The organism is Pseudomonas sp. URMO17WK12:I11 (assembly GCF_007677725.1).
In the GTDB taxonomy this organism is placed as follows: Bacteria; Pseudomonadota; Gammaproteobacteria; order Pseudomonadales; family Pseudomonadaceae; genus Aquipseudomonas.
On record NZ_VEDF01000004.1, the window covers coordinates 205,785 to 231,679 of the forward strand.

The window sequence follows — 25,895 nt, forward strand, 5'->3', positions numbered from 1 at the left end:
CGATTGTATTCGCTTGCCAGAACTTTTCAGAGGGGCGAACTGCCACGTGGCACGCAAATGAGTGTAACCATTCAAGGCAACGGATGAGCGGCCATGGCACCGGCTTGCATAAGGCGCATCAGCGCCGCGTGCTCTACCGGCTCGCTGAGCAGAAAACCCTGCACTTCATGACACTGATCGTCGCTGAGCAGGGCCAGTTGTTCGGCCGTCTCGACCCCCTCTGCAGTGACCGTCATGCCCATGGCATTGCCGAGGTTGATGATGGCCTGCACCACACTGCGATCGCTCTCGCTCTTGCCCAGCGACTGCACGAAGCGCTTGTCGATCTTGATGCTGTCGAAGGGATAGGTGCGCAGATAGCCAAGCGATGAATAGCCAGTGCCGAAGTCGTCCATGTTCAGCCGTATCCCCAGCTCTTTCAGGGCATTCATGGTATGCAGGGCGCCTTCGACATCGTTGAGCATGACGTTCTCGGTGATCTCCAGTTCCAGGCGGTGAGCCGGCAACCCGGTGCGCCTGAGGGCATCGGCAACATCGCGCACCACATCGCTGCGGCTGAACTGCGCCGGCGACATATTGACCGAGACCATGATTTGCAGCGGCCAGGCGCGGGCTCGGCTGCAGGCTTCCTCGAGCACCCAGTTACCCAGCTGCACGATAAGGTCCGACTCCTCGGCCAGGGTGATGAAGCTGTCCGGACGCAGCAGCCCCAAGCGAGGATGACGCCAGCGCACCAGCGCTTCGGCGCAGGCCACGGTGACCCCATCGACCTTGAAGCGTGGCTGGAAATGCAACAGCAACTCGCCGCGGGCGATGCCTTCGCGCAATTCCCCCTCCAAGGTGCGTTTTTCCAGCAAGGCTGCATTGAGTTGCGTCGAGAAATAGCGCCAGGTGTTCTTACCCGCCTGTTTGGCGCTGTACAGGGCGACGTCGGCGTAGCGAATCAGATCGCCTGGCGTACCTGGATATTCGGCGGACAATACCACGCCGATGCTGGCACCGACCTGCACGCTGTGACCGTCGAGCTTGATGGGCTGGCGCAGCGCTTCGATCAAGCGTGCGCAAAAACGGTCCATCTCTTCACGATGCCTGGGACGGGCCAGTACCAGGATGAACTCATCACCGCCCAGGCGCGCCACCAGGTCGCTTTCGCGGGTGACCTGACCCAGGCGCGTGGCCACCTCCATCAGCACGGTATCGCCGGCGGGATGGCCCATGCTGTCGTTGATGGGTTTGAAGTTGTCCAGGTCGAGCATGAGCAAGGCCAGCGGCATCGGCTCGTCGCGCTCGAGAAAGCGAAACAGCTTGTTGCGATTGGGCAGACCGGTCAGGGCATCGTGCAGCGAAAGGTGCTGAATCTGCGCATGGGCGGCCACCTCGTCGGTGATATCGCTGCAGGTGCCCCGAAAGCCCTTGCAGATGCCCTGCTCGATGATCGCGCGCGCCGCGATTCGGCTTTCGCGCAGCTGCCCAAGGCGATCTCGGTACTGGCAGCGCAGGCTGCCGGTGGACTCGGTGCTCGCCAGCCCCTGTAACCAGTGCTCGATCTGGCAGGTGTCGCATGCCAGGAGTTGCTGCAGCGGCTGCTCGAGCCAATGCTCGACCGGGTGGCCGGTCAACTCGGCGAACCGCGCTGACAGGTAGGTCAGGTGCTGTTGCGCGTCGGTTTCCCATATCCAGTCAGAGGCAGCCTCGGCGACTGCCTTGAAGCGCGCTTCGCTGGTTTCCAGGGCGCTCTTGGAGGCCGCCAGCTGCCGGTGGCTGCGGTCAATGGCCGCGCTGGCGCGCATCGCCTGGCGCGCGACGGCAAGCATCAGCAAGGCGATCACCGCAAGCGCCAGCCCGGCAGGCAGCAACACTCGGCGTACCAGCTGCTGGCCCGGTTGCTCGACATGCCAGGTCAATCGTTGGTCGATACCGGCAAGTGGCAGTGACACGCCCTCACGCGGCACGTCGCCGGCCTTGGCCACAGCGAAGCCGGACAGGCCTACGGACTCGCCCAGGGCTTTCAGCATCGCCGGGTCAAGCACACGCACGAACACCAGCACTGCGCTGGGCGCTGGCAGGTGATGAGGCATGGTGGGCGGTCGGATCACTGCTGCGCTGAACACTGCAGGCCGGCCCTGGAACAGCAGGTAGCCCGACGCGGCCTGTTGCTGTTCGCCCGCCTGCCGAGCCTGCCGTAGCACGCTGGCAGCGCTCGGGGTCAGGCGTTCAAAGGCACGCTCGCTCAGCTGCCCTTCAAGCACCGCATAGTGGGTACCGTCGTCATCGATCACGAAAACGCCTTCGTAGCCGTCCTCGCTGTACAGCGTGGCGCCGACGTTGTCCTCGTCATAGGCCCAGTGACGGTCGACCGGGCCGGCCATGTGGTCGAAGGCGGCCTGCCAGAGCGCGTGGGTCAGCAGAAAACTGCGCTCATTTTTCTGCAACTGGGCCAACGCCGATTCGGCATGAAAGCGGCTTTGTGCCCGCTCGCGTTCGTCCAATGACTGGGCGATGCGATACAGCGAAACCATAGCCAAAGCCAGCGCCAGCAGCAGCAACCCTGCAAAGGTCAGGGTGAGCTTGCGCACCACCCGGCTGCGCGGCGAGCCATTGCCAAAGGTTGCTTCCATTCGAGGCCAGCCTTCTGCCAGGGATTCATCTACGTTGACTGACCCTGGCCGGCAATGATCGGCCCACCTGACGACCGGGCGTCTACAGCACCCGCTTGATCAACGGCTCGAGCCGGCTGTAGCGCAGACGCCGCAGCAGCTTGGTGACCTGCTTGGGATGCTCGGCCTTTTCGCCAAGCTGCGCTGCCGAGGTGAGCAGCGGCGCGTGACGGCGCAAGCCGTCCAGCTCCTGCGCCCGTGGCGCTAGCCATTGCCCGTGCGGATCGTCGATCAGCAGGCCGTTTTCCAAGTCCAGGTTGAACCCCCGTGGATTGAGGTTATTACCGGTCAGCAGCGAGTAGCGCAGATCGACCCACACGCCCTTGGCATGAAAGGTGTGGCCAGGATCGTTCCAGATGCGCACTTGCAACTGGCCGCTGGCGATCGCCGCCTGGCGTCGGCGAGCAAAGCCGCGCAGGTTGTCCTCGTACAAGTACGGCAACGCGCCGCTGGCACTGAACGGCTCGCCAGGGGCAATGTAGAAGTCATTGGCCGTGCGGTGGCCGACGATCAGCTCGACATTCACGCCACGGGCCAGGGCTTGGTCGATCTCGCGCATCACCAGACGCGGCGGATTGAAATACGGTGTGCTGATGATGACCTGGCTTTCGGCGGCTGCGAGCAAGGCGCACACGGTACGGTTTAGCGGGTTGCCACGGCCTACCCCGAGCAGCGGAATGACCCGCAGGACCTGCCCTGGGGTGGCCGCCGGCGCGTCATAGAGCATGCGCCGCAAGCGGGCGCGCAAGCGCCGGATATCGCCACGCAGCCGCCGCGTGGGTGGTGCGTCGGGCAGGTCCAGGCGCGGTGTGGCAGTGTGATGCAACAAGCGCTGCACGACATCGACCATGGCATCGGCCAAGGCCGGACAATCGAACAGGTGGTAGCGGTCCAGACGGTAGCGCTCGAAGCGGTGCAGGTAGACGTTATTAAGGCTGGCCCCGGTATACAGCACGCAATCGTCGATCACGCTGCCCTTGAGGTGCAGGACGCCGAACAGTTCGCGGGTTTGCACCGGCACGCCGTGGATCACCACGTCCAGGCCGTGCAGTTCGCGCTGGGCCTGGTACCACGCGGCATTACCCGGCTGACGCCCCGCCCCGAGCAGGCCACGGCGGGCGCGGAACCAGTCGACCACGACGGTGATCTCCAGGCTCGGCCGCCTTGCCTTGGCTTGGTAGAGCGCATCGAGCACTTCCTGGCCGGCCTCGTCCTGCTGCAGGTACAACGCGACAATGACGATGCGCCGGGTGGCGCTGGCGATACGCTCGAGCAGGCAGGTACGGTAGGCCGCAGCATCGGGCAGCACCTGAATGGCGTGTGGGGCGATGGCAAATCCGGGCAATGCCGCGAGCAGGGAGTGAGGATTCAAATAGATCACCTTCGGTCTGCAATCAGGTGGGCCGCGCCGGGCAGGCCACTATCAGGCACCTGCCCGGCGCTACGCACGAAGTGGGGCGCTATTGCCCCGCTGAGACTGCAGACGTTACACCAGATCGAAGCGATCGAGTTCCATGACTTTCACCCAGGCCGCCACGAAATCGTTGACGAACTTGTCGTTGCCGTCGTCGCTGCCGTACACCTCGCTCAAGGCGCGCAGCTGCGCATGGGAACCGAACACCAGGTCGACGCGGCTGGCCGTCCACTTCACCTGCCCGGTCTTGCGGTCGCGACCTTCGAAGCGGTCATCGTCGGCCGAGGTCGACTTCCATTCCACGCCCATGTCCAGCAGGTTGCGGAAGAAGTCGTTGCTGAGCCGCCCAGGCCGATCGGTGAACACCCCTTGCTGATTGCCGCCATGGTTGGCCCCGAGCACGCGCAGGCCGCCGATCAATACGGTCAGCTCGGGTGCGGTGAGGGTGAGCAACTGCGCCTTGTCGAGCAACAGCCTCTCGGCCTTGACGCTATAGCGCGCCTTGCTGAAATTGCGAAAGCCATCGGCCAGCGGTTCGAGCACGGCGAACGACTCGACGTCGGTCTGCGCCTGCGAGGCATCGACACGACCTGGGCGGAAGCTCACCTCAATCTGTTGCCCAGCATCCTTGGCTGCTTGCTCGACGGCGGCGCACCCGCCGAGCACGATCAGATCGGCCAGCGATACCCACTTGCCGCCCGCGTTGAATTCGTCCTGGATGCGCTGCAATGCCGCCAGCACGTTGTCCGTGCCCTGATTGGCGACCCAGTCCTTCTGCGGCGCCAGGCGCAGGCGCGCGCCATTGGCACCGCCGCGCTTGTCCGAACCGCGGAACGTCGACGCGGCAGCCCAGGCGGTGGTGACCAGCTCGGCGACACTGACGCCGCTGGCCAGGATCTTGGCCTTCAGTGCGGCGATGTCCTGCTGCTCGATCAGCGGCTGTTCACGCTTGGGCAGCGGATCCTGCCAAAGCAGTTCTTCATCGGGCATTTCAGGGCCGAGGTAGCGCGCCAGGGGGCCCATGTCGCGGTGAATCAACTTGTACCAGGCGCGGGCGAAGGCATCGGCCAGTTGCTCGGGATGCTCCTTGAAGCGCAGGGCGATGGGGCCATAGATCGGATCGAAGCGCAGCGCCAGGTCGGAGGTGAGCATGGACGGGGCATGGCGCTTGCTCGGGTCATGAGCGTCGGGCACGCTGCCCGCACCCTTGCCGTCCTTGGGTCGCCATTGGTGAGCACCGGCCGGGCTCTTGGTCAACTCCCATTCGAAGTTGAACAGGTTTTCCAGGTATTCGTTGCTCCAGCGGGTCGGTGTCGATGTCCAGGTCACCTCCAGGCCGCTGGTGATGGTGTCGCCACCTTTGCCGGTGCCGTATTTATTGGCCCAACCCAAGCCTTGCTGTTCAAGGCCGGCTGCTTCCGGTTCGGCACCGACGTTGTCGGCCGGCGCGGCGCCGTGGGTTTTGCCAAAGGCGTGACCGCCGGCAATCAAGGCCACGGTTTCCTCGTCATTCATGGCCATGCGGCCGAAGGTTTCGCGGATATCGCGGCCCGACGCCACGGGATCCGGGTTGCCCTCCGGGCCCTCGGGGTTGACGTAGATGAGGCCCATCTGCACGGCGGCCAACGGGTTTTCCAGGTTACGCTCGCCACTGAGGTCGCGGCTCTGCTCCTCGGGGTGTTTTTCAGGTTCTGCTACCAAATCGCCCTGGCCAGGCGGCTGCGCCTTGACCTGCTCCTTGCCGTAGCGCGTGTCGCCGCCAAGCCAGACCTTTTCCGAGCCCCAATACACGTCTTCGTCCGGCTCCCAGACATCAACCCGCCCACCTGAGTAGCCAAAGGTCTTGAAGCCCATGGACTCCAGTGCGACGTTGCCGGTCAGGACAATGAGGTCAGCCCAGGAAATCGTGTTTCCGTATTTTTGCTTGATCGGCCACAGCAGGCGCCGCGCCTTGTCCAGGCTGACGTTGTCCGGCCAGCTGTTGAGCGGCGCGAAGCGCTGCTGCCCGGAGCCTGCGCCGCCGCGCCCATCGCCGATGCGGTAGGTGCCGGCGCTGTGCCAGGCCATGCGCACGAACAGCGGCCCATAATGACCGAAGTCAGCTGGCCACCAGTCCTGAGAATCGGTCATCAGCGCGGTCAGGTCGGCTTTCAGGGCCTGAAAGTCGAGGCGCTTGAACGCCGCAGGATAATCGAAGGCCGGGTCCGGGCTGGACTTGGACGAATGCTGGTGGAGAATTCTGAGGTTGAGCTGGTCAGGCCACCAATCACGGTTGGCGGTTCCGCCACCTGCGGTTTGATGGAACGGGCATTTCGATTCGTTCGACATCTGCTGTTACCTTTGGGTCGATTATCCAGAGTTCCGGTCTGTGCCGGGTGTGCCTGGGAATGCGCATGGCCAGAGGAAAGACTAGCCGAGCTTGAGCGCAGGTCTAATAGACCGGCTCTTGCGGCCTGATAGCGGTGGCACATTCATACAAGGCACAGCCGTGGCCCGCGTGCTTCAATACAGCGCCAATCCCGCCACCGTGATGGACCATCGCCCATGAACCGCAACGACCTGCGCCGCGTCGACATGAACCTGCTGGTGCTCTTCGAAGCCCTGATGATCGAACGCAACCTGACCCGGGTCGGCGAAAAGCTGTTCATCACCCAATCAACCGTCAGCGCTGCCCTGGCCCGCCTGCGCGAACTGTTCGACGATCCGCTGCTGATCCGCAGTGGCCGGGCCATGGAACCGACGCCTCGGGCCATGCAGATCTTCGCCGAGCTGGGGCCGGCCATGGACGTGATCTCTTCGGCCATCAGCCGCGCGCGGGACTTCGATCCGGCCAGCAGTTGCAATCAGTTTCGCCTGGGGCTTTCCGACGATGCTGAGTTCGGCCTGTTCCCGGCCCTGCTGCAAGCGCTGCGCGAGGAAGCCCCTAGCATCAGCGTGGTGGTGCGTCGCGCCAATTTCCTGTTGATGCCCGGCTTGCTGGCCAGTGGCGAGATCTCGGTGGGCGTGAGCTACACCACCGACCTGCCGGCCACGGCCAAGCGCCGCAAGCTGCGCGACATCGGTGTGCGGGTGCTGCGCGCCGACGACCGGCCCGGCCCGCTGAGCCTCGACGAGTACTGCGCACGGCCGCATGTGATGGTGTCGTTCTCCGGTGACATGAGCGGCAACATCGACCTGGACCTGGCGCGCATCGGCCGTTGCCGCAAGGTGGTGCTGGCAGTGCCGCAGTTTGGCAGCCTGCGCGCCCTGCTGCGTAACTCCGAGCTGATCGCGACAGTGCCGGACTACGCTGCCTGCGCCCTGGCCGACGACGGCTACCTGCGCGCCGACCCCGCGCCCTTCGCGATCACCGAAGCTGAACTGTCGATGGTATGGAGCGGCGCCCATGACAATGACCCCGCCGAGCGGTGGCTGCGCGAGCGCATTCTGGCATTCATGGGCCGCGCCAGCTGAGCGACGGGCCTGTACGTGCGTCGGCCCAGGGAACTACCGCCAGCAACTGCCCATCTGATGCGTTGAGTGGTTTCTTTTCCTTTGTGCTGCACGCTACTGGAGAAAACGACATGCGCCACCTATTCATCGCCCCCGCTCTGCTGCTTCTGCTCCCGGCCGGTGCGGCATTGGCCCGCGTCGATGCGGGCGACGTTGCCACCTCGGCAGGTGTTTCCGCCTCGCTGTATTCGACCTTCAAGGATGACAAACGAATTATCCCCGCCCAGGACGAGCTGTCTGCCTTCGTCGCCAGCGGCGGTGCCATTCGCGGTGCCTACGTAGAATCGGCGCTGCAACAGGCACGCCAGGACAATCCAGGCCTGCAGGCCAGCGACGAAGAACTGGCCCGGGCCATCCTGTCCCAGGACGACCCTGTCGCTCATCACTGAAGCTCGTTTTCCCCGCGCCACCGGTTTGCACGGCGGTGGCGCGGTCGCATCTGCTGCTTTAATCCGGGCAGGATTTCGCTCAGTGGCTAGTCTCAAAGGCTTGAGACAACAACAAGGAAGCCCTGATGCCATTGCCCCGCCCTCCCCACGCCATCGCTTTGGCGCTATTGCTCGCCTGCACCCAAGCCAGCGCCGCCGACGTCAGCGCCACGGACTTGCTCGGCCAAGCCAAGGCTGAGCAACCCGCGTACCTGAAAACCCTCGAAACGCTGGTATCGGTCGACACAGGCACCGGTACCGAACCCGGCCTCAAGCAAGTGAGCGCCGAGCTGGTGCAACGGCTCAAGGCCTTGGGCGCGCAGGTCCATACGCAACCGGCCACGCCTTCGGTGGGCGACAACATCATCGGTACCTTGAAGGGCACAGGCAGCAAGGATTTTCTGCTCATGGTGCATTACGACACGGTGTTCGTGCCGGGCACGGTCGCCAAACGGCCGTTTCGCGTGGACGGCGCGCGCGCCTATGGGCCGGGCGTGGCAGACGCCAAAGGCGGCGTGGCGATGATCCTGCATGCACTGAAGCTGCTCGACGCCCAGCAATTCAAGGGCTACCGCACCCTTACCGTGCTGTTCAACCCGGACGAGGAAATGGGCTCGGCGGGTTCCCGGCAGGTGATCGCGGACCTCGCCCGCAAACACGACTACGTGTTCTCCTACGAGCCGCCAGACAAAGACGCGGTAACGGTTGCCACCAACGGCATCAACCGCCTCAAGCTTGAGGTGAAAGGCCGCGCATCCCACGCAGGTTCTGCCCCCGATGAGGGCCGCAACGCCTTGACCGAACTGGCGCATCAGCTGTTGCAGCTCAAGGACCTGGGCGATGCCGGCAAGGGCACCACGGTGAACTGGACCTTGGCCAAGGCAGGCGAAAAAGCCAATATCATCCCGGCACTGGCCACTGCTGAGGCGGACATGCGTTATTCGGACCTGAGCGAAACCGAGCGGGTACAAGCCGATGCCCAGCGTCTGGTGAAAAACCAGCTGGTCGCCGATACCCAGGCTTCGGTCGTGGTCGAAAAAGGTCGCCCGCCGCTGGCACGCAACCCCGCCTCGGCGAAACTGGCTGAAACCGCGCAGCAGCTGTATGGACAGATCGATCACAAGATCGAGCCGATCGCCATGCGTTTCGGCACAGACGCAGGCTATGCCTACGTGCCAGGCAGCGACAAACCCGCCGTCCTGGAAACCTTGGGCGTAGTTGGCGCCGGGCTGCACGGCGACGATGAATACATCGAGCTGAACAGCATCGCGCCGCGCTTGTATCTGACCGTCGCGATGATCCGCCATCTGGCCCAATGATGCACTGACGGTGCCGGCGCAAGGCGTCGGTACCCTACCCATGCTGCCGAGTGAGCCCGATGAACATCCTTCATGACGAGCGTATCGACGGCGCCCTGCCTACCGTCGACCCTCCGGCATTACTGCAGGCGCTACAGGCGGCCATGCCGGACCTGACGATACTGCACCGCAGCGAGGACCTCGCGCCCTATGAGTGCGACGGCCTGTCGGCCTACCGTACCCAGCCGTTGCTGGCCGTGCTGCCCGAGCGCCTCGAACAGGTCCAGGGCGTGCTGAAGCTTTGCCATCAGTACGGGGTGCCCGTGGTCGCACGGGGCGCCGGCACCGGGCTGTCTGGCGGCGCGCTGCCGCTGGCCAAGGGCGTACTGCTGGTCCTGGCGCGCTTGAACCGGATCCTGGAGGTCAACGCGCAGGGGCGTTACGCCCGCGTTCAACCGGGTGTGCGCAACCTGGCGATTTCCCAGGCGGCGGCGCCTCACGGCCTGTATTACGCACCCGACCCTTCTTCGCAAATCGCTTGCTCGATCGGCGGCAATGTCGCCGAAAACGCCGGCGGCGTGCACTGCCTGAAATACGGCCTGACCGTGCACAACCTGCTGAAGGTGGAGGTTCTGACCATCGAAGGCGAACGCCTGACCCTGGGCAGCGATGCCTTGGACAGCCCCGGCTTCGACCTGCTGGCGCTGTTCACCGGCTCCGAAGGGCTGCTGGGCATCGTCACCGAGGTGACGGTGAAATTGCTGCCCAAGCCGCCCGTGGCGCGGGTATTGCTGGCCAGTTTCGCCTGCGTCGAAGACGCCGGGCGCGCGGTTGCCCAGATCATTGCCGCCGGCATCATTCCCGCGGGCCTGGAAATGATGGACAACCTGGCGATCCGCGCGGCCGAGGACTTCATCCATGCCGGCTACCCGCTGCAAGCGGCGGCGATCCTGCTGTGCGAGCTGGACGGCGTGGAAGCGGACGTGCAGGACGACTGTCAGCGGGTCGCCGCCGTGCTGCGTCAGGCCGGCGCCGTGGAAGTCCGCCAGGCCTGTGACGAAGCCGAGCGGGCGCGCTTCTGGGCCGGGCGCAAGAACGCCTTCCCGGCGGTCGGGCGCCTGACCCCGGACTACTACTGCATGGACGGCACCATCCCGCGCCGGGCCCTGCCCCAAGTGCTCGAGGGCATCGGCGCACTGAGCGAGCAGTACGGCTTGCAGGTGGCCAACGTGTTCCATGCCGGTGACGGCAACATGCACCCGTTGATACTGTTCGACGCCAACGTACCGGGTGAACTCGAGCGTGCCGAGGCCATCGGTGGGCAAATTCTCGAATTGTGCGTGGCAGTGGGCGGCAGCATCACCGGGGAACATGGCGTAGGCCGCGAGAAGATCAATCAGATGTGCGCTCAGTTCAACGGTGATGAAATCACCTTGTTCCACGCCATCAAGGCGGCATTCGACCCGCAAGGCCTGCTCAACCCTGGCAAGCACATTCCGACCCTGCAACGCTGCGCGGAATACGGCGCGCTGCATGTGCACCGAGGCCAACTGCCGTTTCCTGAATTGGAGCGCTTCTGATGAGCCTCGATCGAGATGCCAGCCAGGCTTTACTCGAGCAGGTCACCCAGGCCCTGCACAGCACGACACCACTGCGCATCCAGGGCAGTGGCAGCAAAGCCATGTTGGGCCGCACGGTGTCAGGCGAGGCGCTCGATACCCGTATCCATCGAGGGGTCGTCAGTTATGATCCGACCGAGTTGGTAATCACCGCTCGGGCCGGCACAGCGCTCGTGGAAGTCGAGGCCATCTTGCACGAGGCCGGGCAGATGCTGGCTTGCGAGCCGCCACACCTTGGGCCTGCGGCGACCGTCGGCGGCATGGTGGCGGCTGGCTTGTCTGGGCCCAGGCGGCCTTGGACGGGCGCGGTACGCGACTACGTGCTGGGGATACGCATGATCACCGGGCACGGCAAGCTGCTGCGCTTTGGCGGTGAGGTGATGAAGAACGTCGCCGGCTACGACGTTGCGCGCCTGATGGCCGGCAGCTTCGGTTGCCTGGGGGTGCTGACCGAGGTGTCGCTCAAGGTGCTGCCACGGCCGCGCGAATGCTTGAGCCTGCGCCTGCCGTTGGCGCGCGCCGAGGCGCTCGAGCAGTTGCGCGCTTGGGGTCAGCAGCCCTTGCCGATCAGCGCTGCCTGTCATGACGGCGAGGCCTTGCACCTGCGCCTGGAAGGCGGTCCGGGCTCGGTGCAGTCAGCACGCCAGCGTCTGGGCGGCGAGTTCCTCGACAACGCCTACTGGCGCGATCTGCGCGAGCAGCGCCTGGCCTTTTTCGAAGACCCGGCACCATTGTGGCGGCTGTCACTGCCGACCGCCAGTGGCGAACCCGCGCTAGCGGGTCGGCAGTTAGTGGACTGGGCCGGCGCCCAGCGCTGGCTGAAATCCACCGCATCCGCGCAAGCGATTCGCGAACAGGTTGCCCTGCTCGGCGGTCACGCGACCTGCTACGCAGCCAGCGACCTGAGCATGCCAGCCCTGCCGGTGGCACTGTTGCGCTATCACCGCGCGCTCAAGCGTCAACTCGACCCCCAGGGCATCTTCAACCCTGGCCGACTTTACCCAGACCTTTGAGGCCGCGCTCATGCAAACTCATCTAAGCGACAGCAGCAAGCGCCTGGCCCGCGGTGATGAAGCCCAAAGCATCCTGCGCAGCTGCGTGCACTGCGGCTTCTGCACCGCCACCTGCCCGACCTACCAACTGCTGGGCGACGAGCTGGACGGGCCGCGAGGGCGGATCTACCTGATCAAGCAAGTGCTCGAAGGCGCGCCGGTAACCGCCAGTACCCAATTGCATCTGGATCGCTGCCTGAGCTGTCGCAGCTGCGAGAGCACCTGTCCATCCGGGGTCAAGTACCATGATCTGCTGGACATCGGTCGCGCCGTGGTCGATGCACAGGTTCCGCGCCCGCTCGGCCAGCGCCTGCTGCGCCAAGGCCTGCGCGCAGTGCTGCCACGCCCTGCCTTGGTCAAGGCGCTGTGCCGTGTCGGCGAGGTGCTGCGGCCACTATTGCCGGCGCCGCTCGAGCGCAAACTGCCGGCGCCAGCAAGCATCGCCGGAATCCGTCCGCCACCGCGTCACGCCCGGCGCATCCTGTTGCTCGAAGGTTGCGTGCAGGCAGCTCTCTCGCCCAATACCAATGCCGCCACCGCGCGGGTTCTGGACCGCCTGGGCATCAGTGTCGAGCCGGCTCCTGCGGCCGGCTGCTGCGGCGCCCTGGACTATCACCTCGATGCCCAGCAGCAAGGGCTGCGGCGCGCCAGGCGCAACATCGATGCCTGGTGGCCGGCTGTCGAGGCCGGGGCCGAGGCCATCGTGCAGACCGCCAGTGGCTGCGGGGCCTTCGTGCGCGACTACGGGCATCTGCTGCAACACGATCCGCACTACGCCGCCAAAGCGGCACGGGTCAGCGCACTGTCGCGCGATCTGGTGGAAGTGCTACGCGCCGAACCTGTCGAGCCATTGGCGGTGTGCGCTGAGCAGCGCCTGGCGTTTCATTGCCCCTGTACGCTGCAGCATGCGCTCAAGCTCGGGGGGCAGGTGGAGGCCTTGTTGCTGCGCCTGGGCTTCAGCCTTGCCCCAGTGGCCGATGGCCACCTATGCTGCGGATCGGCCGGCACCTATTCGCTGACCCAGCCTGCGCTGTCGCGGCGACTGCGTGCCGACCGCCTGCAGGCGCTGGAAAGCGGCGCTGCGCAGCTCATCGCCACGGCCAATATCGGTTGCCAGGCGCACTTGGGCGCTGCCGCACGCTTGCCGGTGCGGCACTGGATCGAGATTGTCGACGCAGCCCTGGATCAACCACCTGAGCGTAAATAGTCAGGCTGGATACACGGCAAAGCAGTATGGGATTCGGAAGAATCCTATAGCTTGTTAGGAAGTGTCTTACTTGTCGCCAAGGGCCCCTGGAAACAAGATCGAAGCCTGCGATCCCAGGAGGCTGCGTATGCACCCAGATACCCGCACCACCGCCGAACTGCGCAGCACCCTGCGCGAACTGCTGGCTCACCAAGTCAGTAACCCGGACGACGACCCCCACCTGTCAGGTGTACTGTTCTTCTGCGCCACCGATGAACGCACCCGTCAGCTGGTCGAGCGCATCGAACTGCTTGCCAGCGAAATCTTCTTTGACCCCACCGGCCGCGCCATCGCCCACCGCATGCGCGCCATTGGCGTCAAGGGCGTGTGCATCAAGCAAAAGCGCAAGGTCCCGGCCGATGAGACCGTCGTCCGGATCGACCTCGCCGCCAAGGGCTACATCACGGTGAGCACGGCGCGGTTCTGATCCGTTATCCTCAGCCGTTTCGTGTTGCGGACGATGACCATGGAACTGCACATTCGCCTCGAAGGCCGCAAGGGCCTGGCCGACCAGCTCTATCAGCAGCTGCGCGCGGGCATCGACAGCGGTCACCTGGCGGCCGGTACGCAACTGCCGCCGAGCCGGCTGCTGGCCGAACAATTGGGCGTATCGCGCAAGACCGTCGCCGAGGCCTATTCGCGGCTGAGCTACGACAACCTGCTCAGCGCCGTGGTCGGTCGCGGCACCTTCATTGCCTCGCGCCAGCCCTTGCAGAACCCCGCCGAACCAGCAGTACCCCTGGCCGCAGCCGCCGCGCTCGAACGCTGGCAGCAGCGTGCCACGGTGTTGGCGGCACGTGCCACGCAGGCGCCCTCGCGCCATGACTTCGTCGGCGGCGCCTCGATCAAGTCGCAGTTTCCGTTCGATCAATGGCGCAGTTGCCTGAACTACGCCCTGCGCCGCAGCCAGCGCCACCCAGAGCGGCATTTTGCCGCCCAGGGCCTGCACGAGCTGCGCGAAGCCATCAGCCATCACATTGCCTACAGCCGGGGCGTGCGCTGCAGCGCTGCCGATGTGCTGGTGTGCAATGGTGCCCAGCAGGCGCTCGACCTGATTGCTCGGGTGCTGGTCGAACCCGGCTGCCAGGTGGCCATGGAAGACCCAGGCTACCCACCTGCACGCCAGCTGTTTCTGGCGCTGGGCGCCACGCTGCAGTCCATTCCGGTAGACGGCGAAGGCCTGTGCGTCGACGCCATTGCCGATGGCACACAGCTGATCTACGTGACACCTTCGCATCAGTTTCCATTGGGTATGCCGATGAGCGAGGCGCGCCGCCATGCCCTGCTGGCGCGTGCCGCCGAGCTTGGTGCGCTGATCATCGAAGACGACTATGACTGCGAATTTCGCTACCAAGGCCCAGCGCCAGACGCCTTGCAGCGCCTTGATCGGCACGGCCTGGTCGCCTATGTCGGGACCTTCTCCAAGACCCTGCTGCCGGAGCTGCGCCTGGGGTACGCGGTGCTCCCTGCAGCAGTGCTGGGTGCGGCGTGCGTGGCCAAGCACCTGAGCGACTGGCACAGCCCGCCCTTGCTGCAATGGGCCTTGGCGCGGTTCATTGGCGAAGGCCATCTGAACAAGCACATTCGCCGCTGCCACGACATCTACAGCGCCCGCCGCGAGCGCATCCTGACCCGCCTGGACGGCGACCTGGCGCCGTGGTTCAGCGCCGTGCCCGCCAGCGCCGGATTTCATCTGAGCGCCTTGGCTCGCCCCGGGGTGGACGTCGAGCTGCTGATCAGCCTGGCGCGCAAGGTCGAAGTCGGCCTGTACTCACTGGCGCCGTTCTTCAGCGAAGCGCCACTGCGGCCAGGGTTGTTGATGGGCTTTGGTGCCATCGAGCTGTTGGATATCGACCCGGCGCTGGATCGGGTGCGCGACACCTTGCAGCAGCTCAGTTGAGCCGCGCCGCCTGGCCACCGGCGGCCGGCCGCGCAATGGCGGTGGCATAGCCGCGCGGCGCGAAGCAGGCGGTCACCAGCCACATGGCCAGCACGGTGGCGGTCAATAGCATCCAGGAAGCCTGGAAATCGCCACTGCTGTCGCGCAACCACCCCGTGATGTACGGCACGATGCCGGTGATGATGAACCCGATACCCTGAACGAAGGCCGCCAGGCTGCCGGCTTCGCCAGGGCTTTTGAGGTGCTCCAGGGTCAAGGTCAGGCTCAGGCTGAAGCAGGCGCCCAGGCCGAAGCCGATCATGCCGACCCACAGTTCGATGGCCTGCGCGGGCGCCAGCAGCAACCCCGCAAAGCCCACCAGCTGGACCGTCAGCGCCAACCAAAGGCCTGGGCGCCGATCGGCAAAGCGGCGCAATAGCAGCGGCAGGCCCAGGGCGCCGGTGATCTGCAACAGGGTCATCACCCCGACCAAGTCACCACCGCCCTGCGCCGTACCGCCATGCTCAAGGTGGTAGGCCGGCAACCACGCAACCATGCTGGTGTAGCCGCCATTGATCAGGCCGAAGTACACCGCCAGCAACCAGGCGCGACGGGTGCCAAACCAATGCCCCCCGCCGCCACCGCCAAGTGACGCTACCGAGTGGCGAGGACGCAACGCGGCCCAGGCGAGCACCGCCAGTAGCGCCGGCGCGGCCCACACCCCCAAGCCTGCCTGCCATTGGCCAACATGCTCGCTGATTCGCGGCCCGAGCACTGCCGCCAAGCCGCCGCCGCTCATCAATGCCGCTGAGTACAGGCCCATGCTTGGCGCCAGACGCTTGGGAAACCAGCGATTGACCAGCCCTGGCATCATGCCTTGCACCACCGCGACGCCAAGCCCGCCCAGCACCGCGCTGGCGATCAGCGCCCAGGCGCTATCGAGCTGCAGACGCCACAGGCAAGCCAGGGCGATCGCGCCGAGCCCGCCCAGCATGCCGCCATGTTCGCTGATCCAGCGGCGCAGCCAAGGCTGCAGCAAGGGTACCAGCCCCATGCACAGCACCGGCAAGGCGGTCAGCAAGGCCGCTTGCTGATAACCCAGGCCGGTGCTGGCGCGCATTGGCTCGAGTAACGGGCCGACGCTGGTCAACAGCGGCCGCAGGTTGACTGCCAGCATCAGCACCAGCAGCAGATTGATTGCCCCTCTCATCACACAACGCCACTCCACCCAAGATCGGGCCATTATCCCGTCCAGCCAGCCAGGGTAGAAATGAAGAGATTGGATGCAGGTCAGTGGCCGGCCCACTGGGCAATTGGCCTCCCGGCAAACTGCCCGATTGGCTATCGAGCCTGGGCGCTGCCGGGCGTAAGGTAGCGACACCTTCACCACGCACCCTGGAGCACCTCATGCACGACCGGATCGAATGGGCCAAACACTCGCCGCAGGCCTACAAGGCCATGATCGGCCTGGAACAGGCGCTGGCCAACAGTGGCCTGGAGACTTCGCTACTGGAGCTGATCCGTCTGCGCGCCTCGCAGATCAACGGCTGCGCCTATTGCGTGAACATGCACGCCAACGATGCACGCAAGGCCGGCGAGACCGAAGCACGCCTGCAGACCTTGTCGGTATGGCAGGAGACCGCCTACTTCACGCCGCGGGAGCGTGCGGCACTGGCCTGGGTCGAATGCCTGACGCGCCTGCCCGAGCGCGGCGCGCCAGAGGCCGATTACCAAGCCCTGCACGCGCACTTCGAGCCGGCCGAGGTGGCCAACCTGACGCTGGCCATCGCCACCATCAATGCCTGGAACCGTTTCGGCGTGGGCTTTGCGATGGTGCCGGCCTGACCGAGGCCTAGTGCGCTGGCACCCGCCGCCGGCGCAGGCAGGCAAACCCCAGTATCAGCAAGGCCAGCAGCGCCAGCCCGAGCAGGGCCACCAGTTCGTGGCTGTAGCGCGCCACCATTGCCGGGAAGCCGATGAATTCGCGGTAGACCTGCAACTGCGCCTCGCCCCCGGCGAAATTGACACTGATGCCCCCTTGGCGGATCTGCGAATAATCGGCGTCGAAATACACCCAGATCTTGCACGCGGCGCCCGGTTCGATGGCAGCGATCTCTACCTGGGCGGTGGCCGCTTCATACAGCGTGTCATTGCCTGCCGCATCGCGCACCTGCACCAGGCCCTTGGCCGGCAGCCGGACCTTGACCTCGCGCACCTCGCTGTCGCCACGGTTGTGCAGATCGATCACCAGCCCCGTGCGGTGGTCGACCAACCCGGCTTCGAACGGCTTGGCAAACAGCTGCACGTACGGGGCCTGGGCCAGCTCGATGAGCTTGTCGACCTGATACTGGCTCAGCACACCTTCGCCAATGCGATTGACGCGCGGCTGCAGTTGCTCGTACTTGAGCTGGTCATTGGCTTTGCTGATACGTTCGCTGAACTGGCTGGGATAGGTCAGGTAGGCATAGTTGAGGGTCGCCTCGAGACGTGGCGGATTTCTGAGCAGCAGGTACGCCACCAGCACCAGCACCAGGCCAAGCACCAGGGCTACCGAGAATTTGCCGACTTTATCCCAACTCAACGGTGCGCTTCCTTTTATGACGGCACAGAGGATCGATGCGGGCCAAGGGTGCCAAGTTACGCGTCGTCAGGCAAGCGCCTGAACGGCGTGCCAGGGTATCGTCGCTCACCGGCGCGGCCTGCTTGACTGGCGGCAATCGTCTGATCGACGATCAGCGCTCACTTGGGCATGGACGACGGCATGTTACGCATACTGGGCAGGGCTTCTTCAATCAACGTGCGCAAGGTGTTGTGGGCCTGCACCCAGTTCGACATTGCCTACCAACGCGAGGACTGGGGTCAGGGCTATGCGTCGACCGAGACCCCGGCGTTTCTGGCCCTCAATTCATGGGCACGCCATATGGCGATGCTGGAGCAGCAACTGACGCGCACCGGCGCATTCGTGGCCGGTGAACGTTTCACCCTGGCCGATATCCCTATCGGCCTGTCGGTCCAGCGCTGGTTCGCCACGCCCTTCGAGCAACCGCGCCTACCGGCGGTCACGGCCTACTACGAGCGCCTTAGCCTCAGACCAGGCTATCTGGCCCATGGCCGCAATGGCTTGCCGTAGGCCGATCTGAGTCGCTAGCCGTGGCCCCAGCGCGCCGCCCGAGACTCAGAAGCCAAGCGTCGCCGACAACAGATAGGTGCGCGGGGTCGATAAGGTCAGCCCCGGCTCGCTGTCATCCGATGCGCCAGCCGATGCCCAGTAGCGCTCATTCATCACGTTCTCGACACTGGCGCGCACGGTGACATCGGTAGCATCGACCTTGAAGGCGTAACGCGCGCCCAGGTCGAAGCGTTCCCAGCCGTCGATCTGCTTGCTGTTGTTCTGGTCCAGGTACTGCGAGCTGGAATGAATGCCGCGCGCGGTCAGGGTCAGGCCGTTGACCCCTGGGATATCCCATTCGGCGCCGAGGTTGACGTTGTATTCCGGCGTGGCGGGCGCTCGGTTGCCGTCATAGGCGCCGTTGACGGTATCGGTCAGCTCGCTGTGGATGTACATCACGCCGCCGAGCAGGCGCACGCCATCGAGCGGCTCACCGAACACACTGAGTTCGACACCGCGATTGTCGCGCTTGCCGTTGGGACCGAAGATGCGCGTCAGCGGGTTGGTTTCATAAGCGGGCTGGCGAATGCGGAAGGCACTGGCGGTGAAGGCCAGCCGGCCCAGGTCATACTTGGCGCCTACCTCGACTTGGCGGCTGATGAACGGGGCGAAGATCTGGTCTTCGTTGATCGAGGTCGAGGGTGCGATCTTACCCTGGCTCAAACCCTCCATGTAGTTGGCGTACAGCGACAGCTGATCGGTGACCTTGAGCAGCACACCGGCTGAAGGCGACAGCTTTTCTTCGTCGTAGGCGGTTTCGCCCTTTACCCCATCGCTCCAGTCATCGACCTGAACCCGCTGCCAGCGCGCGCCGAGGGTCAGCAGCAGGCGATCGTCGTAAAAGCCCAGGGTATCGGCCAGGGCGACGCCGGAGAACCGGTTCTCGGTGTAGACCTTAGGGTCCAGGCGGGTTGGCCTGCCGGGCGTCGGTGTAACCACCGGGTTGTAAAGATTGCTCGGTGCCGACGCATAGCGCGCACCGCCGTTGGTGAAGTCCATGTAGAAATAGCTGGCGGCCAGGTTCAGCTCATGGCTGACCGGCCCGGTGCTGAACCAGTGGCGCAGACCGGCCATGGCCGTGCGCACCGATTCATCGCGGGTGAAGTCACGAGGTTGCACGGTGAAATCGCCGGCGTCGTTGCTGATCGAGACATTGTGACGCAGAAAATCGTGGTTGCTCTCGCGCGCACCCACGGCGCCATAGGCCATCAGCGAATCACTGAGGTCGTACTCGGCATTCAACGCGCCGAAGGTGTCGTTGGTGCGTGCCTTGCTCCAGGGTTGGGCATAGTTGTGGCGCACATCGTCGGCCTTTGGCACCTTGGCATTGGCCCCTACCAGGACGCGCTCCTGAGGCGCATCGGTGTCGCGCTCAGTGTGGCCCAGGTCAGCCGACAGCCGCAGGCGCTCGCCGCGAAAATCCAGGCCCAGCACGGCCATTTCACGCTCCACACGCTGGTGGTCCCACTCAGTGTCACCGGCTTGCTTGACTGCATTCAGGCGCACGCCGAACTGCTGCTGATCGCCAAAGCGTCGCCCGACATCCACCGCACCGCCTACCTGGCCGTCCGAGGCATAACTGCCGGTGAATTCGGTGACAGGACGTGCTTCGGCGCGCTTGGGCACGACGTTGATCGCACCACCCACGCTGCCACGCGGCGAGATGCCGTTGATCAACTGGCTAGGGCCCTTGAGGATGTCGACGCGCTCCGCCATTTCCATGTCGATGGAATAGGTCGGCAGGATTCCGTAGAGGCCGTTGTAGGACACATCGCTGTTGAACAGGCTGAAGCCGCGAATGGTGAATTGCTCGAAGCGCCCGCCTGCGGGGTTGGTGGCGCGCACCGACGGGTCGCTGGCGACCAGGTCGCCGAGGGTTCGGGCCTGCTGGTTCTTGACCAGTTCGTGGGTATAGCTGGTCATGCTCAGGGGCGTGTCCATGAAATCGCGAGCGCCCAACAGACCTTGGGCGCCCCTGCGGGCGACCTGCCCGCCCGCGTAGGGCGAACTCTCGCCAGCAATGGCCTGAGCGCCGACGATGCTGGTCGGGGCGATCTCCAGCACGCCCTGCCCCTGCGCAGACGGCACCAAGGTGAAGGCACCCTCGCCTACCGCCTGCAATTGCAGACCGCTGCCGCGCAGCAGCTGCATGAAGCCCTGATCGACGCTGTAGTCACCTGCAAGGCCGGCGCTCTGCCGATTGCCGAGCAGTGCCGGATCCAGTGACAGGCTGACGCCGGCCTGATCGGCAAAACGGGTCAGTGCCGCGCCCAGGCTGCCGGCGGGTATCTGGTAATTGCGCGTGGCCTCCACGGCATTGACGGCGCCGGGGATCGCCGCAAGCCAAAGGCTCATGGCCAAGCCGGTAGACCGCAACCGGCGGGTGTTAAAAGGCGATACAGCAGGCATCGAGAACGCTCCCTTTATTGTCTTCTACCGGTAATGACCGGCGAGGCCAGAAAAGGGGACAGGCTCACGCGTGATTATCGCGCACGACCAGCGTGACCCAGTATCGCGTACGGCGCTGCACCTGCAGCGGCAGGCTGGCTGCCAGCAAATCCAGTACGCGGTCGGTGTCGTCCAGACGGAAGGTGCCGGTAACGCGCAGGCGCGCAAGCTCGGGTGGCCATCGCAGTATCCCGGGCCGATAACGACGCAGCTCGCGCAGCAGGTCGTCCAGTGGCCGGTCATTGACACGCAGCACGCCGTCGCGCCAGCCCAGCAGCAGGTCATCGGTGGCGCTGACCGGCCCTGCCGCCATGGCGCCGAGGCTGGCCTGCTGGCCACCTGCAAGCTCCCTCGCGCTGCCGCGCAGCGGTTGCAAGGTCGCCGCGCCGCGGATGACCGAGACCTGACAGGTTGAATCGCGCAGCCGTAGGCACACCTCAGCACCGCGCAGCGACACGTGACCTTCAGGAACCTGCACGGTCATCGTCAGCCCTTGCGCCATGCTGATGGCCAACTCGCCACGGATCAGCTTCACCTGCCGAGCCGCAAGGTCGATATCGACGGCGCTGTCGGTGTTGAGCTGCACGTGCGTGCCATCGGCCAGCGTCCACTGACGCCGCTCGCCGACCGCGGTATGCACATCGGCGGTCCAGGCCTGCAGCGGCACCTGCTGGCTCAGCAGCCAGGCGCTGGGCGCCACGGCGGCGATCGCCAAGGCCTGCTTGAGCAGCGCGCGGCGGCTGGCCTGGCCACGATCGAGGGTCGCCATGGCCACGGCGTTGGGTAGCTGGGCGAAGCGCTGGCGCAGCACCTGCGCTTTCTGCCAGGCCTGCTCATGCAGCGGATCGCTGGCGCGCCATTGCGCCAATCGATCGAGATCGCCGGGGCTCGCTTGACCAGACTCCACCAGGGCCAACCAGCGAGCGGCGGCGCGCACCACCTCGCGCGTGTGCGCCGATGGCCCGCTCACAGCAGCTCTGCGAGCAGGCAGTGCTCGTAGGCCTGGGCCATGTAGCGCTTGACGGTCCGCAGCGAAACACCCAGGCGCTCGGCGATCTGCTCATACCCCAGCCCCTCCAGCTGGCTATGCAGAAAGGCCTGGCGCACCGGCGGCTTGAGGCCATCGAGCAGTTCATCGAGCGCTTGCAGGGTTTCCAGCAGAATCCAGCGTTGCTCGGGCGACGGCAGGTTGTGCTCGGGCAACTGCGCCAGCGCCTCGAGGTAGGCGCGCTCGACGCTGCGTCGCTGGTGCAGGTTGCTCAGCAAGCGCTTGCCGACGGTGAGCAGATAGGCGCGCGGCTCGCGGATCTCGGCCAGCGGCTGGGCGCTGGTCAGCACCCGCATGAAGGTGTCCTGGCTCAAGTCCGCGGCATCCCAGGCATTGCCCATGCGCCGACGCAGCCACGCCTCCAGCCAGCCTCGATGGTCGCGGTAGAAGGCGTGCAAGCTGTGCTCCGGGGACAACGCGGCGTCGGTCATGGCGAGGGTCTGCGCAAGCGTAAATAGAAGTGATTCTAATTTACTGTGCCAGCAGCGCCAAGTGGCCCTCGCTCAATATGTTCACGCGGGTCTTACAACGCCGCGCGTGCTGGCGAAACCTGCGGCCGACTGCGCCAGGCCACGGTCAACACCAAACCAAGGGCGGCCATGCCTGCCCCGGCGAACGACACCGCTGGGTAGCCAAGACCCGCATCGATCACTGCCCCGCCCAACGCCGCGCCAATCGCGTTACCCAGGTTGAAGGCGCCGATGTTCACCGCCGAGGCAAGGTTCGGTGCATCCTTGGCAGCATCCATCACGCGCATTTGCAGTGGCGGCACCAGGGCGAAGCTGGCGATGCCCCAGATCAACACCGCCATCGCGGTCGGCAGTGACCAGTCCAGCAGCGTCGGAAACACCAGCAGCACCGCGATCAGCACCAGCAGCGCGGCCATCAAGGTGCGATCGACCGAGCGGTCGGCGGCCTTGCCACCCCACATGTTGCCCAAGGTCAAGCCCACTCCGAACAGCACCAGCATCGCCGTGATGAAGGGGGTCGAGGCGTGTGCCTGGCTGTGCAGCAGCGGCGCGATGTAGGTGAACACCGTGAACATGGCACTGGAGCCCACCACCGTCAGCGTCAGCGCCGCGAGCACGGGGCCTTGACCGAGCACGCGAATCTCCGCCATCACCCCGTCGCTCTTGGGCACTGGCACGTTGGGCAGGGCGAGCCACAGGGCAGCCATTGCGACCAACCCGAGGCCGGCGATACCCCAGAACGCGGTGCGCCAACCGAGCAGTTCACCGAACCAGGTCGCCAGCGGCACGCCGCCGATGGTTGCCAGGGTCAGGCCCATGAACATCGCGGCCACCGCCCCGGCGCGCTTTTCAGGTGCTACCACGCTGGCGGCAACCACTGAACCGACGCCGAAGAAAGCGCCATGGTTCAGCGACGTCACCACGCGTGCAAGCAGCAGGCTCTGATAATCCGTGGCCAGGGCTGAAAGCAGGTTGCCGAGGGTGAAGATAGCCATCAGCCCGATCAACAGCCAGCGCCGCGGCACCTTGCCGGTGGCCAGGGTCATCAATGGGGCGCCGATCAACACGCCCAGGGCATAGGCGCTGACCAGCAGCCCGGCCGCCGGAATCGACACGCCCAAGTCGGTCGCGATGGCGGGCAGCATGCCCATGGGGGCGAACTCGGTGACGCCGATGCCGAAGGCACCGATGGCGAGTGCAACAAGCGGGGGATTAATACGCATGCAAAGCTCCTTATCTGTGCAATGAATGCTACGATCGCGCTTTGCGATGCACTAGACCGGTTTTCCGGCAACCACCTTTGCGCTGGAGGCACAAATGGACTACGCAGGTCGCTCGGGTGAGCTGGAGGTATTCAGCAAAGTCGTGGAGGAAGGCAGTCTGTCCGGGGCGGCACGCGCCTTGGGGCTGACGCCCTCAGCCGTCAGCCGCATCATCGGCCGCACGGAACAGCGCCTGGGCACGCGGCTGCTGCTGCGCACCACCCGTGCACTTAACCTGACCAACGAGGGCGAGGCCTACCTGCGCGGCGCGCGGCGGATTCTGGCCGATCTGCTCGAAGTCGAAGAGGCCATCACCGACCAGGGCGTACCGCGTGGCCGGCTGCGGGTGAGTGCAGCGCTGGGGCATGGCCGTCAGACCGTGGTGCCCCTGCTCAGCACCTTCAGCGCCCGTTACCCCGAGGTACTGGTAGACCTTACGCTCAGTGACGAAATCGTCGACATCCACGGCGGCGAAGCCGATGTGGCGCTGCGCTTCGGCCAGCTACCGGACAGCTCGCTGAGCGCCCGTTGCCTTGGGCATACCGGCCAGGTGGTGGTCGCCTCGCCGGATTACCTGGCCCGCTGCGGCACACCGCAACGGCCCGAAGACCTGGCGCAGCACAACTGCCTGCGCTTCAACTTTCGCCGGGCGATGCCGGACTGGCCGTTTCGCCGGCAGGGCCAGGACTTTTCGCTGAAGGTGACCGGCAATATCGCCTGCAGCAGTGGTGAAGCACTGGCACAACTGGCCAGGCTTGGCGCAGGGATCGCCCGGATCGGCTTGTTCACGGTCGCCGATGAGTTGCAGCGCGGCGAACTGGTGGCGCTTTTGCAAGACTACAACCCGGGCGACCGCGAGCCCTTGCATGCCGTGTTCGTCGGCGGGCCGGCGATGCCGGCGCGGGTGCGGGTGTTCGTCGACTTTCTGGTGGAATGCCACCGCGACTGGCCGCTGCACGGCGACAGCCCTTTCTGAGTGAGCGAGTGTCTGGCGCTATCTGGACGCCAGCGCCGCCTGTGGCAGTGCACTAGCCAGCGCAAAGGGCACGCCCCAGGTGCCGACGCATCAGGCCAATTCTGCTGCCGGTAGCGCACGGTCGGCCACCATGCCGTCGCGCATGCGTTGGGCGTCACGCTGGTAGCAACGCGACGCCAGCAGCAGGAACACCAAGGTCAGCATCAGCGCCACCGGGATCAGGTACATGGCGTCATGCAAGCCCACCGCCTTGAAGGTTTCGTTCATCTGCAGTTCACCGGCGCTGCGCATCGCCGCCTGGGCGAAATGATCGGACAGCCCGCCGACCACGACCGGTCCCAAGCCACCGCCGAGCAGATACAGGCCGGCGAAGTACAAGGCCATCGCCGTGGCACGCAGCCGTGGCTGCACCACATCCTGGATCGCGGTGTAGACGCAGGTGTAGAAGTTGTAGGAGAACAACCAGCCAATGCCGAACACCACGACGAACAGGCCCAGCTCGATCCGCCCGGCATGCAGCGCCCAGGCAGTGGCCAAGGTGGCCACGAGCATGCTCACCGAGGCGAACAGCAAGCGCCCATTGGCCCAACGCTGATGCACCTTGTCGGCCAACCAACCGCCGAGGGTCAGGCCCAGTAAGCCGGTCACGCCGACAATCACGCCTGTGGCCACCGCAGCTTCGTGCAGCGGCAGCTGGTAGTAGCGTTGCAGCATCGGCACCATGAACGAGTTGCACGCGTACGAGGCGAAATTGAAGGTCAGCCCTGCCAGCACCAGCCAGGCGAATGTCGGGACGCTGAGCACCCGGCGCAGCGGTTTGTCTGGCGCTGCCTGGGCGATGGGCACCGCCTCCGCGGCGCCACGCGCCGGCTCGCGGATCATGAAGATGAACAGTGCCAACACCAGGCCAGGCACGGCAGCGATGAAGAACGGCGCGCGCCAGCTACCGAACGCCTGGACCATTGCGCCGATGGTGAAGAACGCCAGCAACAGTCCAAGCGGCAAGCCCAGCATGAAGATGCCCATGGCGCGCGCCCGGCGCTCAGGCGGAAACAGGTCGCCGATCAGCGAATTGGCGGCCGGTGCGTAACTGGCCTCACCGATGCCTACGCCAAGGCGCACCAGCAAGAAACTCCAGAAACTGCCGACCATGCCGTTGACGGCGGTCAAGCCGCTCCACACCACCAACCCCCACCCCATCACCTTGCTGCGCGAGCCGTTGTCGGCAAGACGCGCCAAGGGCAGGCCGGCGATGGCATAAACCAGGGTGAACGCAGTACCGATCAGGCCGATCTGGATATCGCTCAGGTGCCATTCGAGGCGGATCGGCTCGATGATGATCGCGGGTATGGTGCGGTCGAAAAAGTTGAACAAGTTGGCGAGAAACAGCAGGAACAGGATTCGCCAGGCGTTCGCAGCTTGGGGATGGGCATGCAT

At 65.2% G+C, this 25,895-nt stretch carries 21 protein-coding genes; 11 read left to right on the forward strand and 10 right to left on the reverse strand.

The features are described from left to right. Positions 1-71 precede the first annotated feature (71 nt). From FS665_RS09685 to katG, 3 genes are all read right to left on the reverse strand, one after another. A complete protein-coding gene (locus tag FS665_RS09685) occupies positions 72-2,618 on the reverse strand; it encodes an EAL domain-containing protein (protein ID WP_145186937.1) in 2,547 nt (848 codons plus the stop codon). Positions 2,619-2,700: 82 nt separating this feature from the next. Further along, positions 2,701-4,029, reverse strand: coding sequence for a CDP-diacylglycerol--serine O-phosphatidyltransferase (pssA, locus tag FS665_RS09690; protein WP_145186940.1), 1,329 nt, complete (start codon positions 4,027-4,029; stop codon positions 2,701-2,703). A gap of 114 nt (positions 4,030-4,143) precedes the next feature. After that, positions 4,144-6,399: a catalase/peroxidase HPI gene (katG, locus tag FS665_RS09695; protein WP_145186944.1), complete on the reverse strand. Its 2,256-nt coding sequence runs from the start codon at positions 6,397-6,399 to the stop codon at positions 4,144-4,146. A gap of 216 nt (positions 6,400-6,615) precedes the next feature. On the opposite strand from katG, the gene FS665_RS09700 reads away from it, so the two are divergent. The 8 genes from FS665_RS09700 to FS665_RS09735 all read left to right on the forward strand — a co-directional run bounded on the left by FS665_RS09700 (position 6,616) and on the right by FS665_RS09735 (position 15,106). Next, complete coding sequence (locus tag FS665_RS09700) at positions 6,616-7,524, forward strand: LysR family transcriptional regulator (protein WP_145186946.1); 909 nt, start codon at positions 6,616-6,618, stop codon at positions 7,522-7,524. 110 nt (positions 7,525-7,634) lie between these two features. Beyond that, the gene (locus FS665_RS09705; protein ID WP_145186950.1) at positions 7,635-7,952 is read left to right on the forward strand and encodes a DUF2388 domain-containing protein; all 318 of its coding nucleotides are present in this window, start codon (positions 7,635-7,637) and stop codon (positions 7,950-7,952) included. 125 nt (positions 7,953-8,077) lie between these two features. Next, the gene (locus tag FS665_RS09710; RefSeq protein ID WP_145186952.1) at positions 8,078-9,310 is read left to right on the forward strand and encodes a M20/M25/M40 family metallo-hydrolase; all 1,233 of its coding nucleotides are present in this window, start codon (positions 8,078-8,080) and stop codon (positions 9,308-9,310) included. 59 nt (positions 9,311-9,369) lie between these two features. Next, the gene (gene glcD / locus FS665_RS09715; RefSeq protein WP_145186955.1) at positions 9,370-10,869 is read left to right on the forward strand and encodes a glycolate oxidase subunit GlcD; all 1,500 of its coding nucleotides are present in this window, start codon (positions 9,370-9,372) and stop codon (positions 10,867-10,869) included. Further along, on the forward strand, positions 10,869-11,921 hold the full coding sequence (glcE, locus tag FS665_RS09720) for a glycolate oxidase subunit GlcE (protein WP_145186959.1): 1,053 nt from the start codon (positions 10,869-10,871) through the stop codon (positions 11,919-11,921). Before glcD ends, glcE begins: the two co-directional genes overlap by 1 nt. A 10-nt stretch (positions 11,922-11,931) precedes the next feature. Then, positions 11,932-13,167 (forward strand): glycolate oxidase subunit GlcF, encoded by a 1,236-nt coding sequence (gene glcF, locus FS665_RS09725; RefSeq protein ID WP_145186962.1) that lies wholly within the window; start codon positions 11,932-11,934, stop codon positions 13,165-13,167. A gap of 127 nt (positions 13,168-13,294) precedes the next feature. Further along, positions 13,295-13,633 (forward strand): hypothetical protein, encoded by a 339-nt coding sequence (locus FS665_RS09730; protein ID WP_145186965.1) that lies wholly within the window; start codon positions 13,295-13,297, stop codon positions 13,631-13,633. Between the two features lie 39 nt (positions 13,634-13,672). Further along, on the forward strand, positions 13,673-15,106 hold the full coding sequence (locus FS665_RS09735; protein ID WP_145186968.1) for a PLP-dependent aminotransferase family protein: 1,434 nt from the start codon (positions 13,673-13,675) through the stop codon (positions 15,104-15,106). Here the strand turns inward: FS665_RS09735 and FS665_RS09740 are convergent. Further along, a complete protein-coding gene (locus FS665_RS09740) occupies positions 15,099-16,295 on the reverse strand; it encodes a CynX/NimT family MFS transporter (protein WP_145186971.1) in 1,197 nt (398 codons plus the stop codon). The genes FS665_RS09735 and FS665_RS09740 overlap by 8 nt on opposite strands. 197 nt (positions 16,296-16,492) lie before the next feature. Here FS665_RS09740 and FS665_RS09745 point away from each other — a divergent pair, with 197 nt between their 5' ends. Further along, positions 16,493-16,930, forward strand: coding sequence for a carboxymuconolactone decarboxylase family protein (locus tag FS665_RS09745; RefSeq protein WP_145186975.1), 438 nt, complete (start codon positions 16,493-16,495; stop codon positions 16,928-16,930). A gap of 7 nt (positions 16,931-16,937) precedes the next feature. Here FS665_RS09745 and FS665_RS09750 read toward each other — a convergent pair whose 3' ends face one another. Further along, entirely contained in the window at positions 16,938-17,666 is a 729-nt protein-coding gene (locus tag FS665_RS09750) for a hypothetical protein (protein WP_145186979.1), read from the reverse strand. Positions 17,667-17,846: 180 nt separating this feature from the next. On the opposite strand from FS665_RS09750, the gene FS665_RS09755 reads away from it, so the two are divergent. Continuing rightward, entirely contained in the window at positions 17,847-18,215 is a 369-nt protein-coding gene (locus FS665_RS09755) for a glutathione S-transferase C-terminal domain-containing protein (RefSeq protein WP_145186982.1), read from the forward strand. A gap of 45 nt (positions 18,216-18,260) precedes the next feature. On the opposite strand, the gene FS665_RS09760 is transcribed toward FS665_RS09755, so the two are convergent. The 4 genes from FS665_RS09760 to FS665_RS09775 form a co-directional block, all read right to left on the reverse strand. Next, positions 18,261-20,663: a TonB-dependent receptor gene (locus FS665_RS09760; protein WP_145186984.1), complete on the reverse strand. Its 2,403-nt coding sequence runs from the start codon at positions 20,661-20,663 to the stop codon at positions 18,261-18,263. 64 nt (positions 20,664-20,727) lie between these two features. Continuing rightward, positions 20,728-21,672 carry a FecR domain-containing protein gene (locus FS665_RS09765; RefSeq protein WP_145186987.1) on the reverse strand — a complete coding sequence of 315 codons (945 nt, stop codon included), beginning with the start codon at positions 21,670-21,672 and terminating at the stop codon, positions 20,728-20,730. Beyond that, positions 21,669-22,181, reverse strand: coding sequence for a sigma-70 family RNA polymerase sigma factor (locus tag FS665_RS09770; protein WP_145186990.1), 513 nt, complete (start codon positions 22,179-22,181; stop codon positions 21,669-21,671). The genes FS665_RS09765 and FS665_RS09770 overlap by 4 nt, the downstream gene beginning before the upstream one ends. 92 nt (positions 22,182-22,273) lie before the next feature. After that, positions 22,274-23,443, reverse strand: coding sequence for an MFS transporter (locus FS665_RS09775; RefSeq protein WP_145186992.1), 1,170 nt, complete (start codon positions 23,441-23,443; stop codon positions 22,274-22,276). 94 nt (positions 23,444-23,537) lie between these two features. On the opposite strand from FS665_RS09775, the gene FS665_RS09780 reads away from it, so the two are divergent. Further along, positions 23,538-24,458, forward strand: a complete 921-nt coding sequence (locus FS665_RS09780) for a LysR family transcriptional regulator (RefSeq protein ID WP_145186995.1) — start codon at positions 23,538-23,540, stop codon at positions 24,456-24,458. 90 nt (positions 24,459-24,548) lie between these two features. Here FS665_RS09780 and FS665_RS09785 read toward each other — a convergent pair whose 3' ends face one another. Then, positions 24,549-25,895 carry an MFS transporter gene (locus tag FS665_RS09785; protein ID WP_145186998.1) on the reverse strand — a complete coding sequence of 449 codons (1,347 nt, stop codon included), beginning with the start codon at positions 25,893-25,895 and terminating at the stop codon, positions 24,549-24,551.